14 protein-coding genes are annotated in these 14,536 nt (G+C 54.3%); 2 read left to right on the plus strand and 12 right to left on the minus strand.

The features are described 5' to 3' along the window. Positions 1–345: 345 nt before the first annotated feature. The 11 genes from K5753_04000 to K5753_04050 all read right to left on the minus strand — a co-directional run bounded on the left by K5753_04000 (position 346) and on the right by K5753_04050 (position 10,211). The gene (locus K5753_04000; GenBank protein ID MCR4726363.1) at positions 346–1,101 is read right to left on the minus strand and encodes a histidinol-phosphatase; all 756 of its coding nucleotides are present in this window, start codon (positions 1,099–1,101) and stop codon (positions 346–348) included. After that, positions 1,094–1,747, minus strand: coding sequence for a bifunctional phosphoribosyl-AMP cyclohydrolase/phosphoribosyl-ATP diphosphatase HisIE (locus tag K5753_04005; GenBank protein ID MCR4726364.1), 654 nt, complete (start codon positions 1,745–1,747; stop codon positions 1,094–1,096). Before K5753_04005 ends, K5753_04000 begins: the two co-directional genes overlap by 8 nt. An 11-nt stretch (positions 1,748–1,758) precedes the next feature. Next, positions 1,759–2,517 (minus strand): imidazole glycerol phosphate synthase subunit HisF, encoded by a 759-nt coding sequence (gene hisF / locus K5753_04010; protein MCR4726365.1) that lies wholly within the window; start codon positions 2,515–2,517, stop codon positions 1,759–1,761. After that, complete coding sequence (hisA, locus tag K5753_04015) at positions 2,507–3,223, minus strand: 1-(5-phosphoribosyl)-5-[(5-phosphoribosylamino)methylideneamino]imidazole-4-carboxamide isomerase (protein MCR4726366.1); 717 nt, start codon at positions 3,221–3,223, stop codon at positions 2,507–2,509. Before hisA ends, hisF begins: the two co-directional genes overlap by 11 nt. Beyond that, positions 3,220–3,843, minus strand: a complete 624-nt coding sequence (hisH, locus tag K5753_04020; GenBank protein ID MCR4726367.1) for an imidazole glycerol phosphate synthase subunit HisH — start codon at positions 3,841–3,843, stop codon at positions 3,220–3,222. The genes hisA and hisH overlap by 4 nt, the downstream gene beginning before the upstream one ends. Beyond that, on the minus strand, positions 3,840–4,427 hold the full coding sequence (hisB, locus tag K5753_04025) for an imidazoleglycerol-phosphate dehydratase HisB (GenBank protein MCR4726368.1): 588 nt from the start codon (positions 4,425–4,427) through the stop codon (positions 3,840–3,842). The genes hisH and hisB overlap by 4 nt, the downstream gene beginning before the upstream one ends. Next, on the minus strand, positions 4,424–5,485 hold the full coding sequence (gene hisC / locus K5753_04030; protein MCR4726369.1) for a histidinol-phosphate transaminase: 1,062 nt from the start codon (positions 5,483–5,485) through the stop codon (positions 4,424–4,426). Before hisC ends, hisB begins: the two co-directional genes overlap by 4 nt. Then, positions 5,482–6,750, minus strand: a complete 1,269-nt coding sequence (gene hisD / locus K5753_04035; GenBank protein ID MCR4726370.1) for a histidinol dehydrogenase — start codon at positions 6,748–6,750, stop codon at positions 5,482–5,484. Before hisD ends, hisC begins: the two co-directional genes overlap by 4 nt. 12 nt (positions 6,751–6,762) lie before the next feature. Next, positions 6,763–7,380, minus strand: coding sequence for an ATP phosphoribosyltransferase (gene hisG, locus K5753_04040; protein MCR4726371.1), 618 nt, complete (start codon positions 7,378–7,380; stop codon positions 6,763–6,765). 10 nt (positions 7,381–7,390) lie between these two features. Then, positions 7,391–8,440, minus strand: coding sequence for an ATP phosphoribosyltransferase regulatory subunit (locus tag K5753_04045; GenBank protein MCR4726372.1), 1,050 nt, complete (start codon positions 8,438–8,440; stop codon positions 7,391–7,393). Positions 8,441–8,612: 172 nt separating this feature from the next. Then, positions 8,613–10,211, minus strand: coding sequence for a DUF1508 domain-containing protein (locus K5753_04050; GenBank protein MCR4726373.1), 1,599 nt, complete (start codon positions 10,209–10,211; stop codon positions 8,613–8,615). Between the two features lie 183 nt (positions 10,212–10,394). On the opposite strand from K5753_04050, the gene K5753_04055 reads away from it, so the two are divergent. Both K5753_04055 and K5753_04060 read left to right on the plus strand, forming a co-directional pair. Beyond that, positions 10,395–11,372 carry a threonylcarbamoyl-AMP synthase gene (locus K5753_04055; GenBank protein ID MCR4726374.1) on the plus strand — a complete coding sequence of 326 codons (978 nt, stop codon included), beginning with the start codon at positions 10,395–10,397 and terminating at the stop codon, positions 11,370–11,372. Further along, positions 11,369–11,812, plus strand: a complete 444-nt coding sequence (locus tag K5753_04060; GenBank protein ID MCR4726375.1) for a low molecular weight protein arginine phosphatase — start codon at positions 11,369–11,371, stop codon at positions 11,810–11,812. The genes K5753_04055 and K5753_04060 overlap by 4 nt, the downstream gene beginning before the upstream one ends. A gap of 190 nt (positions 11,813–12,002) precedes the next feature. Here the strand turns inward: K5753_04060 and cadA are convergent, their stop codons facing one another. Further along, positions 12,003–14,504, minus strand: a complete 2,502-nt coding sequence (gene cadA / locus K5753_04065; protein ID MCR4726376.1) for a cadmium-translocating P-type ATPase — start codon at positions 14,502–14,504, stop codon at positions 12,003–12,005. Positions 14,505–14,536: the final 32 nt, after the last annotated feature.

The raw sequence follows: 14,536 nt of genomic DNA on the forward strand, positions 1-14,536 counted from the left end.
TCTTCCCGAAAGGTCTTCTCTATAAATATGAATAATACGTTTCGCATTGTATCGGGTAATATCATACTCCTCTTTATCGCCGTTCTCTTTATTCGGATGATTGCATGACGCAAAAATCGTAAAACATAGGATCAAAAGTAATAAAATACAAATAATCTTTTTTCCCATACGCACTCCTTTCCATCCGACGCCATACGCGCGCTTTGCGGTTTTCATTATATTATCAAATCTTTACAGTTCCGTCAATATCGGTTTTACGAAGAAGGTCTCGACTTCAAACAAAAAAACGGCGAATGATTTCGCCGTTTTTTATGTCCTTCGCCGTTTTCGCGAGAACAAACGCTTTTATTCTTTTATGTTTTTTTCGACCTCTTCGAACGCGAAACCGAGCGTCTTTGAAGAGTGGCTGTCGCTTCCGAAGACGAACCGCGCGCCCGCATTTTTCAAATAGGTCAGGATCGGGCGGGAAGGATACGGAAACGTGCGATAGCCCCGATGCATCGCGCCCGTGTTGATCTCGAAGGTATTTCCCGCGAGGAGCAGTCGATCCGCCGCCCTTTTCCACGCTTTTTCATAGCGAGGATCGCTCTCGGAAAACAGATTCCCTTTTTCATTGAATTTCGAGATCAAATCGAAGTGCCCGACGATCGCCGCGCCTTTTTTATCCGCGAGCGCGCCGACTTCCTCGAAATAGAGTTCGGCAAGTTTCAAAAAATCGCCCCCGAAGTTCTCTTTCGCCGCGGTGAGAAGGATCTCGGCGGATTCGTCCGCAGGGAGATATTTTTCTCCGATTTTCAGATAGTGGACGGAGCCGATCGCATAGTCGAAACGCGTAAGATCGGTTTCGGAAAAAAGATCCTCTTCGATCCCCGCAAGGACTCGGATTTTCCCTTCGTACTTACGTTTCAAAGCGGCGATCTCATCGAGATAGCGATCGAGCGCATCCTTTTTCATGCAGTAGCTTTCGTCGAACGCCGTGTAGCTGTGATCGCTGATGCCGACGGTTTTGAGCCCTCTTTCGATTGCCGCGAGGACGATCTCTTCGGCTCCGCATCTCCCGTCGCTGTACGCCGTGTGGGTGTGCAGGTCGGAATCAACCATTGGTCATTTTCTCCTGCTTGACCTTCTTATCGATGACGTGGCGAGACGCAAGCTCCTTATGGACGTCTTCGAGAGAGATCCCCATCTGGACCATCAAGACCATGACGTGATAGGCGAGGTCGGCGATCTCGTAGATCGTCTCCTTTTTATCTTCCGCTTTTCCCGCGATGATGACTTCGGTGCTTTCCTCTCCGACTTTCTTTAAGATCTTATCCAACCCTTTCTCGAAAAGGTAGGTCGTGTAGGAGCCTTCCTTTTTCTCGATCTTTCTGCCGACGAGAAGGTCGTACAAGCCCTCGTAGGAGAATTCTTTTCTCTCCTCGCTTTCGAAGACGGGATTCGAGAAGCAGCTCTCGTTTCCGAGGTGGCAAGCGGGTCCGTCCTTCTCCACGAGGACGAGAAGCGCGTCCTTATCGCAATCGGCGGTTATGGAAACGATGTGCTGATAGTTCCCGCTCGTCTCCCCTTTGAGCCAAAGCTCTTGCCTCGAACGGCTGTAAAAACAGGTCAGCTCTTTCTCCATCGAGATCTTCAAGCTCTCCTTATTCATATAGGCGAGCGTCAGGACTTTTTTGCTGACGGCGTCCGCCACGATGGCGGGGATCAAACCTTTTTCGTCAAATTTCAGTTCGTTGATATCGATCATTTTCTTCTCCTTTACAGCCTTGCGGGGATTCCCGCCGCAAGCATTTCCTTTTTCAAATCTTTGATCTCGACCTCGCCGAAGTGGAAGATCGAAGCCGCGAGCCCCGCGTCCACCCTCGGAAGCGTCTTAAACAGCGTTATAAAATCGCGGACGTTTCCCGCGCCGCCCGATGCGATGACGGGGACGTTCACGCTTTCGCAAACGAAAGAAAGCATTTCGAGATCGAATCCCATCTTTACGCCGTCCGTGTCGATCGAGTTCAGGACGACTTCGCCCGCGCCCATATTCACGCAACGCTTGATCCAAGAGATCGCTTCGAGCCCGGTATCTTCCCTGCCGCCTTTCGCGAAGACGCGGAATTCGCCGCCCACGCGCTTTACGTCCGCGCTGATGACGACGCATTGACTGCCGTACTTTCTCGCGGCGGCGGAAACGAGCGAAGGATCTTTGATCGCGCCTGAATTGACGCTGACCTTATCCGCGCCGCATTTCAACACGCGATCGAAATCTTCGATCGAGCGAATGCCCCCGCCGACGGTCAGCGGAATAAAGACTTTCTCCGCCGTCCGAACGAGAATATCGGTAAAAAGTTTTCTGCCCTCGCTCGAAGCGGTGATATCGTAAAAGACGAGTTCGTCCGCGCCGTTCTTCGAATAATACTCCGCGCGCTCGACGGGAGAAGAAACGTCCTGAATGCCGGTAAAATTGACGCCTTTGACGACTCTGCCGTCCTTAACGTCCAAACACGGAATGATCCTCTTAGTTATCATGCGCCACCTCTATCGCTTCTTTTAAGTCGATCGCGCCGGTATAGTACGCTTTGCCGACGATCGCGCCGTACAGCCCCATTTTTTCGAGAGCGCGAACGTCCTCGACGGAAGAGACGCCGCCCGAGGCGACGATCTTCATTTCAAACTCTTTCGACAGTTTTTCATACATTTCGAGATTCGCGCCGCGCATCGCGCCGTCTTTCGAAACGTCCGTGCAGACGATCGTCTTTACGCCCTCGTCCGCCATTTTCGCGAAAAAGTCCGTCAGCGTGTAGGCGGATTTTTCCATCCAGCCTTTGATCGCGATGAATCCGTCCTTCACGTCCGCGCCGACCGCGATCTTTTCTCCGAACGCGCGAACGGCGGAAGAGAGAAAAGCGGGATCGGAAACCGCCGCGGTCCCGAGGATCACGCGATCCACGCCCGCGGACAAATACTTTTCGGCGGTTTTGAGATCGCGGACGCCGCCGCCGATCTCCGCGAAAAGTCCGCTCTTCTTTTTGAGCGTTTTAACGAGTTCGAAATGCGGAGTGGAACCGTCCTTCGCGCCTTCGAGGTCTACGAGGTGAAGATTCTTCGCGCCTTTCGCGGCGAAATCTTCCGCAAAAAAGAGCGGATCTCCGTAAACCGTCATTTGCGCGTAATCGCCTTTATACAGTCGAACGGCTTTTCCGCCGAACAGATCGATCGCGGGGAAAATTTTCATTGTTTTTCTCCTTCGTACTCGACGAACGCTTTCAGCATCTTCAAGCCGACCTCCCCGCTTTTTTCGGGGTGAAACTGACAGCCGAAGATATTTCCTTTTTGCACGCAAGCCGTCAAAGGCGCGCCGTAATCCGCGACCGCCGCGACGCTCTCTTCGCAGTTCGACGCATAAAACGAATGAACGAAATAGACGAAATCGCCTTCCTTGATGTACTTAAAGAGCGGGCAATCCTTCACAAAGCGCAAAGCGTTCCAACCGATATGCGGGATCTTATAGTCCGCGGGGATCACCTCGCCGATCGAGCGAACTTCTCCCGACAAAAGGGAAAGACCTTCGTAAACGCCGTCTTCGAAACTTCTCTCGAAGAGCATCTGCATTCCGAGGCAGATCCCAAGAAAGGGTTTTCCCCTCCGCGCCTCGTCGATGACGACGGGGTACAGTCCGCTTTCTTCGAGCTTTTCGACCGCCGCGGAAAACGCGCCGACGCCGGGCAAGACGATCTTATCCGCGCCGCGGATCGCGTCCGCGCTGCTCGTTACGATCGCATCCGCGCCGATCGCCGCGAAGGATGATTTCAGCGAGAAAAGATTCCCGACTCCGTAATCCACGATCGCGATCATAACACGCCCTTCGTAGAGGGGATCGCCCCTCCGAGAGACTCGTCCACCCTGACGGCTTCTTTGAAACTTCTCGCCGCCGACTTGAACGCGCCTTCGATGATATGGTGAGAATTCTCGCCCGCGAATTGCAGGAAGTGCAAGGTGATCTTGGCGTTACGGACGAACGCGAGCCAAAACTCTTCCACGAGCTCGGTGTCGAACGAACCGACTTTCTCGGTCGGGATAAAAAGCTCGTAGCCGAGATAATCGCGACCCGAAAAATCGACCGCGGAAAGGATCAAAGCCTCGTCCATCGGGAGAATCGTGCTACCGTAACGGGTGATGCCCGCCTTATCGCCGAGCGCTTTATAAAACGCCTCGCCGAGCGCGATCCCGATATCTTCGACGGTGTGATGATCGTCCACCTCGGTGTCGCCCACGCAGGTCAAGGTCAGGTCGAAACGACCGTGCGAAGCGAAAAGGGTCAGCATATGATCCATAAAGCCGCACCCGGTCTGCACGGACGAAACGCCCGTCCCGTCAATATCGAGTTTGAGTTTGATATCCGTTTCTTTGGTTTTGCGTTCGATCTCCGCTTTTCTCATATTCCCTCCGCGACGCGCTTCATCGCGTCGATCAATGCATTCGTTTGCTCTTCGTTTCCGATCGTTATGCGGACGAACGGGCGTAATCTTTCCTTATCGAAATACCGAACGAGGATGCTCTTCTCCCGAAGCGCGCGATAGACGCTTTCGCCCGACAGTTTTTCGTGCTTTACGAACAAAAAGTTCGCCTTGGACGGAAGCGACGAGTAGCCGAACGGAAGGATCTCCTTCGCCAAGCGTTCGCGATTTCTCTCGATCTCCGCGCAATTCCTTTTCGTGTACGCCTCGTCCCGCAGCGCGCCGTAGCCCATCGCCGCCGTCACGCGATTCACGTTATATGGATTGACCGAATACTTCAAAAGATTCAGATCGCGGATCAGCGCGGGACAAGCGACGCCGAAACCGAGGCGCGCGCCCGCGAGCGAACGCGATTTGGAAAAGGTTCGCGTAACGAGAAGGTTCTCGTACTTTTTGACGAGGCTCACCGCGCTTTCCCCACCGAAATCGACGTAGGCTTCGTCCACGACGACGATCCTGCTTCGATCGCTTTCGATCAGATCGACGATCTCGGAAAGCGGCGCGAAGATCCCCGTTGGGGCATTCGGATTCGCGACGACGACCGCGCCTTTTTCTCTTTTTAAGGCGGCAAAGTCGACGGTAAAATCCGCTTTCAACGGGATCTCGCGAAACGCCGCGCCCGCGATCTTCGCATAGACGGGATAGAATCCGTAGGTAATATCCGGGAACGCGAAGCCCTTATCCTTATACGCGTTGAACGCGAGGAACAAGACTTCGTCCGACCCGTTGCCGACGAAGACCTCGTCCTTCGTGATCCCGCAGCCGAGGTTCTCCGCGATCGCTTCGCGAAGGCGAACGCACTCGGGATCGGGATAAAGCTGAGAAAGAGCGAGCTCCTTTTTCCCATCTTCCACCGCGCGCGGCGAAGGCGGGAACGGAGATTCGTTCGTGTTCAACTTGATCAAATTTTGTATTTTCGGTTGCTCCCCCGGCTCGTACGGGACGAGCGAACCGTACGTTTCACTCAGATATTTACTCATTTTCCCAGTCGGATCAGCGCGCTTTCGGCGTGCGCCGTCAGCCCCTCTTTCGCCGCGAAGTACGCGATGTCATCCGCGACCTTCGAGAAGGCGGCTTTATCGTAATAAATAAACTGCGTCTTTTTAATGAAGTCGTCCACCGAGAGCGGGCTGGAAAACCGCGCCGCGCCGGAGGTCGGAAGGGTGTGATTCGGTCCGCCGAGATAATCGCCGAGCGCTTCGGGGCAATACCTTCCGAGGAAAACCGAACCCGCGTTTTTCACGAGGTCGAGGTACTTCGTCGGCTCGTCCGAACAGATTTCGAGATGCTCGGGAGCGATCTCGTTTGCGACCGCGACGCCCTCTTCCATATCTTTAACGAGGACGATCCTGCCGTTATTCTCGACGGAAACGGAAGCGATCTCCTTTCTCTTCAAGCGGGCGAGCTGCGCTTCGACTTCCTTTTCGACGCTCTTCGCAAGATCCTCGGAGGGCGTGATCAAAATCGCGCGCGCGTTCTTATCGTGTTCCGCTTGGGAGAGAAGATCCGCCGCCACGAAAGACGGATCGGATTTTTCATCCGCAAGGACGGCGATCTCGCTCGGTCCCGCGATCATATCGATCGAGACGAGCCCGTAGACCTGCCTTTTCGCTTCCGCAACGTAGACGTTACCGGGGCCGACGATCTTATCCGCCTTTTTGACGCTCTCCGTCCCGTAAGCGAGCGCGGCGATCGCCTGCGCGCCGCCCATTTTATAGATCGTGTCCACGCCGGCGATATGCGCCGCCGCGAGGATCACGGGGTTTATCTTTCCGTTGATCAGCGGCGGGGTCGCGATGCAGACCTCGGCGCAGCCCGCGATCTTGGCGGGGATCGCGTTCATCAAGACGGTGGAAGGATACGCCGCCGTTCCGCCCGGAACGTACAGCGCGGCGCGCTCGATCGGAAGGACTTTTTGCCCGATAAGTTTGCCTTTGCCCGAAATGGAAAAGCCCTTGCGCTTCTGTTTCTCGTGGAACGCGCGGATATTCTTCGCGGCTTTCATCAAGACCTTAAAGAACTTTTTGGGGACCTTTTCGATCGCTTCTTCGATCTCTTCTTTGGTGACGACAAGGCTCGAAAGATCGGCTTTGTCGAATTTGCTTTCATACATAAGGACGGCGGAATCTCCGTTTTCGCGAACGTTTTCGATGATCTCGCGGACGGCGGCGCCGACGTCGGGTTTGGAGACGTCTTTTCCGCTTCTGAGTTCTTGCAAGTACAGGTCGGCAGGTATGATTTTCATAGTGATCCCTCTTTATATCATTTTCGCAAGGCTTGCTCTTAAAGCCTCGATACGCTCGGAGTTGAATTTATAAGCGGATTTATTCGAGATCAGGCGCGCGCTGATCGGAACGATGGTTTCCAGAACTTCGAGATCGTTCTCTTTCAAAGTCTTCCCCGTCTCGACGATATCGACGATCACGTCGCTGAGTTTTAAGATCGGCGCGATCTCGATCGAACCGTTCAAATGGATGATGTCGATCTCGCGACCGAGCTTCGAATAGTAATCCATCGCGATGTTTTTGAATTTCGTCGCGACTTTCAAAACCTTCCTCGGATCGTCGCGGAAGGTCTTCGGAGCGGCGACCGCCATGCGGCACACCCCGAGTTTCAAATCGAGAAGCTCGTACACGTCCGGCTTATATTCGAGCAGGATATCTTTCCCCGCGACGCCGATATCCGCTGCGCCACGCTCGACGTAGATCGCGACGTCGGAAGGTTTTACCCAAAAATACCGAACGCCTTTTTCCTCGTTTTCAAAGATCAACTTGCGGCTGTTTTCCAAGATTGAAGGACATTCGTATCCCGCCTTCGCAAACAGCTCGTACACCTTTTCGCCCAAACGCCCTTTCGGCAACGCTACGTTCAACATTTTCTTACCCTCACAATTCTTTGACTTCGCCGTAACGCAAGAAACTCGGGATCTTTTTCTCCGCGATGACTTTCTTGCCTTTCGCGCGCTCGGCGCGGACGGCTTCCGCGATTTTTCCGACGCTTTCTCCCTCGCGGAAGAGGATCAGGACGTCGACGTCGAGCGCGGAATCCGCTTCTTCCTCGATCTCGTCCAAATAGACGGCGAATCCGACCGCCTTCGACGACCGCTTCATCTTTTTCAGCAAAAGGTCGTACTGCCCTCCGGAAAGGACGGGGCGCGCCACGCCTTTGACGAATCCTTGGAAGACGACGCCGTTATAATAGCGCATATCGTTCATAACGGAGAAATCGACTCTGAGATTCTCATCGCCCGCGACGGAAAGGACTTCTTTCAGCTCATTCACACAGGCAAGATACTCCTTGTCGGAAGAAAGCGCGAGAAGTGCGGGGATCGCCGCTTTCGAAGTCCCGCCGATCCGCATCAAAGACAGGATCAACTTCTTTCCCTCTTCTGACGCGCCCTCTTCTTCGAGAAGGGCTTCCGCGCCGTTTACGTTCTTCCCCGAAAACAGCGCGCGCATTTTGTTCTTTCCGACCTCGGAAAGCCCCGCGATCTCCATCGCGGCGGAGACGATCCCGAGATGGGAGACGTCGAGCACGCATTCCGAGGAAAGGACGCGCAGGCTTTCGAGCGCGATCCCGATGACTTCGGAAAGCTCGTAACTTCCGACGTCGCCGACGCACTCCAAGCCCGATTGCATAATCTCCTTGAAAGCCCCGCTCCCCGAAGCCACGCGATAGACGTTCTCATTGTAATAGACCTTTTTCGCGATCCCGGGTTCGTCCTTCGAATTCTTGACGATCGAAAGCGTTACGTCCGGCTTCAAAGCCATAAGCTTGCCGTTCGTGTCCGTAAAGGTAATGACGTTATCGGACGTCAAAAAGCTTTTGTTTTCGACGTAGGTATCGTATTCCTCGAATTTATTCATTTTGAAACGCAGATAGCCGAAGCTTTCGTAAAGCTTGCCGAGCGCGTTCGAGATTTTTCCGTCTTTCAACACGTTTGTTCCCTCACTTTCCGACCGTTTCCCGATCGTATCTTTACTTTAACGCATTAAAGTGAAAAAGTCAAGCGATCGAACGACGTTTTTCTTATAATTCCTTTATTTGAAAACAAGTCTTAAAAAGACGCGCCCCGCGAAAGGCGAGGCGCGTCGAAAACGCTATCGGTTATTCGGATTTTTTGAGAACCGCTTTCGCCGCGAAACTTCTGACGGAGTTGACGCTGCTTTCCGCGCGCTGGCGGGTGCTGTAACTTTCACCGAAATAACGGATCTGCGAACGGGTGCTCGCTCTCAAAATGAACTTGAAGTTCCCGTTCTTATCCTCGTCGATCGTGTAGATACCGGTTTCAACGGCTTTCTTGAAAGTCTCGATGGCGTTCTTTGCGCCTTGCTCGGACGTGTAGCTCGGGCTTTCGAGGAGAAGCTGACCGTTGTTCGCCTTCAAAAGGAAATGGAAGTTATTGGGGTTCAGTTCGATGATCTCGTACTTACCGCCCGCCTTATAACTCTTTTCCGTGATGGGATCGGGGACGAAGACGGTTGCGGAATCGTTCGCCGCGACCGCGTCCTGATCGGTGTTCTCGACGACTTTGATAATCGCGTTCTGCGCGAAGTTCTTTACGGACTGAATGCTGCTTTCCGCGCTCTGACGGGTGCTGTAACTCTCGCCGTAGTAACGCATTTGCGAACGGGTGCTCGCTCTCATAACGAAACGGAAGCTTCCGTTCTTCTCTTCGTCGATCGTGTAGATACCGCCGTCGACGGCTTTCTTGAAGGTCTCGATGCCGTTCTTTGCGCCTTGCTCGGACGTATAGCTCGGGCTTTCGAGGAGAAGCTGACCGTTATTCGCTTTCAGGAGGAAATAGAAACTTCCGTTTCTTTCCAAGATCTCATACTTACCGACGGTCTTACCATCGGAAGGCTTTTTGGCTTTGATCGGCTTCGGCGCGGGCGCTTCCTTCGCGGCGGCTACCTCCGCTTTCGCGGATTTCTTGGCTTTGGGCGCAGCCTTTTTCTCTTCCTTTACGGGAGCCGGCGCCGCTTCTTCGGCAGGCTCTTCCGCTTTTTCTTCTTCGACGGGCTCCTCTTGGGCTTGCTCTTCGGCGACGGGCGCTTCTTCGACCGCTTCCTCCGCAGACTCTTCTTCGACCGCTACCTCCGCAGGCTCTTCTTCGACCGCTACCTCTTCTTCGGCGGGTTCTTCGGCGACCGCTTCGGGTTCTTCTTCGATCGCGGCTTCTTCCGCGGGTTCTTCTTCCGCCGCCGCGGTGATCTCTTCTTCCGCGGGAGCTTCTTCAACCGTTTCTTCGGCGGGAGCTTCTTCCTCCGCGACTTCGATCACTTCGGGCTCTTCTTCCGCGACCGCTTCTTCAACTACCGCTTCGGGCTCCTCTTCGACCGCGACTTCTTCCTCTGCGGGAGCTTCTTCGACCGCTTCCTCGGCGGGCGCTTCTTCCGCAGGCTCTTCTTCGACCGCTACCGCTTCTTCCGCGGGTTCTTCCTCAACAGCTTCTTCCGCGACGGCTTCTTCGGGCTCGGCTTCTTCTTCGGGCTCCGCGTCATCCGAAACGGGAGCGGATTCTTCGCCGCTCTTATTCTTCTTCTTGCTCGGAACGAGGACGATCACGAGGATCAAAGCGATCACGAGAATAAGGACGATCAACGCGAGAAACAGGTTGTTAAAAACAAAAGTGTTCCCCTTGAAAAAGGCAGGGAGTTTAAGCTTCGTCGCTAAATTCTTAAAAAATTCATTGATAGCAACCATAAAAAAACACCTCTTGAAAAAATTCTTATATAAATAATACAATAAACGCACGCGTTTGTAAAGATGATTTTGAAAAATGAATGCGCGGAAACAGTTAACGAAAGGAAAAAATCGTGTTATAATGACAGAAAACGAAGCAAAAGCGAGGCGAAACGCGCGATATCATTCGCGCGGCGGTAAAAAATGGAAACGAAGATCGGGAAAAACAGAGAGGATATCGCGCTCGGCGCGGAACTGATTCGAAGAGGAGAGCTCGTCGCTTTCCCGACCGAAACGGTCTACGGGCTCGGCGGCAACGCCCTCGATAAGGACGCGAGCAAAAAGATCTACGCCGTCAAAGGTCGCCCGTCCGACAATCCTTTGATCGTCCATTTGACCGAGTGGAAACAGGTAAAAAACGTCGCCTATCCGACCGCGGAAGCCAAGGCGCTGTTCGACGCGTTCTGTCCCGGTCCGCTGACGATGATCTTAAAAAAGCTTCCGATCGTCCCGGACGAGACGACCGGCGGGAGAAACACCGTCGCCCTTCGCTTCCCCTCTCACCCCGTCGCGAGGGAATTGATCGCTCTTTCGGGCGTTCCGATCGCGGCGCCGAGCGCAAACGTCAGCAAACACGTTTCTCCGACTTCCGCTTCTCACGTCTTCGACGACTTAGACGGGCGCATCCCCTTGATCCTCGACGGCGGAAACTCCGAAGTCGGGATCGAAAGCACGATCGTCGATCTGACGGCGGAGACGCCGACCGTCCTTCGCCCCGGCGCGATTACGAAAGAGATGATCGAAAGCGTCCTCGGGAAAGCGCAAAACTTTTCGGGCGAGATCAAAGAAGCGCTTGCACCCGGAATGAAATATAAGCACTATTCGCCCCGCGTCCCCTGCTATCTTTCCGCAAAAAAGAGGATCGAAGCCGCGCTCGCGCTCCTCGCGGAAAAGGGAATCGAAGCCGTCCTCATCGCGAGAGGAAAGACGATCGCGGAAACAGGAGCGAAAAATTTCATTTCCCTCGGGGATTCGCCGAAGGAAGCGCAAAACCGCGTATACGCCGCCCTGCGCGACGCGGAAAAATTCGAGGCGGCGATCATTGAAGAACTGCCCGCGGAGGAAGGCTATTTCGCCGCGATGGATCGAATCAAAAAAGCTACGGGAGGACTGTATTTATGAAACTGATTTTCGTTTGCAGCGGAAACACTTGCCGTTCGCCGATGGCGGAATGCGCCTTTGAAGATATGCTGAAAAAGGAAGGCGTGGAAGGAGTCGAAGTCGAAAGTCGCGGCGTCGTCGCGGCGGTCGGAAAGCCGATCAGCGAGAACGCGGTCAAAGCCCTCGAAAAGAAAGGGATCCCCGTAAAAAAGGATCACGTCGCGACGCAGATCACGACGGACGATATTCTCGCGGCGGATCTCGTCATCTGCATGACCGAGCGCCACAAAATGCGCCTCGGCTGCCTGCCGAAAGTCTTTACGATCGCCCAACTGACCGGTTCGATGGACGTAGCCGATCCCTTCGGCGGCGACGAAGCCACCTACGAAAAGTGCCTTGACGAAATCATTGATGACCTCAAAAAACTGATGCCGATCATCAAAAGGCAGTTGACGCTGTAAGATCGCGATTCCCGAGAAAAACACAACGAATCAAAAAAAACTCAACAACTTTTCTTGTTGAGTTTTTTTACGTCGCTTGAATGCGCCGTTTGCAATCGGAACGCAAGACTCGTCTGCCGCTTACGGATTTAATTGCGCGAAAATCCGCGCGGTTCTTTTGCTTTGCAAGCGATTCTTCGGCAGCGAGATATTATTTCACCTCATACCCCGCCTTCTCGACGGCGTCTTTCAACGCGGAGAGTTCGGCGGAACCGGTGACCGTGGCGGTTTTCGCAATAAGATTGACTCTGACGCTTTTAACGCCCGCAACCTCGGAAAGCGCTTTTGCGACGCGATCTTTGCAATGCTCGCACATCATTCCTTCGATCGTAAGGGTTACTTTGGGTTCTTTTTTGAATAACATAGTTTCTTCCTCCTCTTTTTCTACGTTTTGAATTGCGGGATCGCTTGATTCGATCAAACGCCCGTTCTCTTGCTCTTTTTCGGTTTCGGGGGTCATAAGCGCGCAAGCCCCGCCGCAATCAGCCTCTTCCGCGGGGATCGCCCTTTTATAGCCGTTCAATCGAAGCGCGTTCGTCACGACGAACAGAGAGCTCAGACTCATCGCCGCCGCCGAGATCGACGGAGTCAGCGACAAACCGAGCGAAGCGAATGCGCCCGCCGCGATCGGGATCGCGACGACGTTATAGAAAAACGCCCAAAACAAATTGCCTTTGATTACGCGGAACGTCCTTTTGGCGAGCAGGATCGCGTCCGCGAGAGAACGGATATCGCCCGACCGAAGGACGACGTCCGCCGTGTCGATTGCGACGCCCGTTCCCGAGCCCATCGCGACGCCGACGTCCGCCGACTTCAAAGCGGGCGCGTCGTTGATCCCGTCGCCCGTCATCGCGACGACGAAACCTTTCTCCCGATACTCTTTGGCGATCGCGGCTTTTTGATCGGGAAGGGTTTCCGCGCGGATCTCTTCGATCCCCAAAGATTCCCCGACGACCTTCGCCGCGCTCTCTTTATCCCCCGTGCAAAGGACGGGTCGGATCGAGTGATCGGTCAAGACATCCACCGTCTCTTTCGCGCCCGATTTGATCTTATCGCGAAGGGCGAAAACGGCGAGAAGCTCTTCTTTGCTTCCGAACCAGACGACGGTCCCGCCTTCCGCTTCCTTTCCGAGCTTGATTTCGATCGGATAGGGAAAAAGCGCGGCAGTCCCGATAAAATAGGTTTTTCCTTCAATGACCGCGACCCCGCCTTTGCCCGCGAGATACTCGAAAGAATCGACGGTCTTATCCCCTTTTCCGCAATAGGCTTTGATACACGCCGCCAAGGGGTGAGACGAACGCTCTTCGGCGGCGAACGCAAGCGCGAAGACTTCTGAGTCGGGAAGCGCGCCGAGGTTTTTAAAGAGGACGACTTCGGGTTTTCCTTCGGTCAAAGTCGCGGTCTTATCCAGCAAAACGAGATCGACTTTGCTCAGCGTCTCCACCGACGCCGCATCCTTATAGAGGACGCCGAGGCTCGCGCCTTTCCCCGCCGCCGCCATGATCGCGACGGGCGTGGCGAGTCCGAGCGCGCAGGGGCAAGAGATCACGAGGACGCTGACCCCGTACTTAAACGCGAGATCGGGATTTTTCGTAACGCCGAGCCAAATCGCGAAAGCGAGAAGCGCAAGCCCCGTAACGACGGGAACGAAGACGCCCGCAATCTTATCCGCGACGCGCTGAACGGGCGCTTTGGACGAAGCCGCCGCCCGGACCATACGGACGATGCGCGCGAAAGTCGAATCTTCCCCGACTTTCTCGGCGCGCAGGACCGCAAATCCGCTTTCGATCCGACTTCCCGAAAGGAGCTTTTCTCCGACCGATCGCTCCGCGGCGAGGTTCTCTCCCGTCACGGCGGATTCATCCGCAAAACAAGAGCCGAAGACGATTTCCCCGTCCACGGGAACGCGGTCGCCCACGCGAAGGACGATCTCGTCCCCCGCTTGCACTTCGGATAAAGAAACCGTCTTTTCCTCTTCGCCGATTCGCACGCAAACCGTTTCCGGCATCATCTTCATCAGCTTTTCGATCTCGCTCCCCGTCCGCGCTTTGCTCTTTTCTTCCAAAAATTTGCCGAGCGTGACGAGAGTCAGAACCATCGCGGAAGACTCGTAAAAGACCATATAACCGCCCTTCCCCGCAAAGGTCAAAACCGTCACGACGACGCTGTAACAAAGCGAAGCGAAAGAAGCGAGAGAAACGAGGGTGTCCATATTCGGGACGCCTTTTATAAGCGCGCGAATCCCGCCGAAATAAAACTTCCGACCGACGAAAGAAACCGCAAGCGCGAGAAGACATTGAACGGAGAACGAGACGACCGCGGGCGGCTCGGGCAGAGAAAGCATTTTCCCCATTGAGAAGTACAAAAGCGGGATCAGAAACGCGAGCGAAAAGAAGAAACGGCGTTTGAGAGCCGCCGCCTCGGACGAGCCGTTTTTCGCTTCGCCGTAAGGATAGACCGAATAGCCGAGGGCGCGAACCGCGGCGAAGATTTCCTTCTCTTTTTCATCGCCCCCCGAAAAGGTCACGGTCATGCTTTTATCGAGCAGGGACACCGCGACGCTTTCGACTCCTTCGATCTTTCCGACGCATTTTTCAATTCCGAGCGAACAGGCGGAACACGTCATACCGCCGACGCCGTAAGTCTTTTTCATATCGTTATTATACCACGTTCCTTTTCTTTTTC

It is taken from the genome of Clostridia bacterium (assembly GCA_024685775.1).
In the GTDB taxonomy this organism is placed as follows: Bacteria; Bacillota; Clostridia; order Christensenellales; family CAG-1252; genus CAG-1252.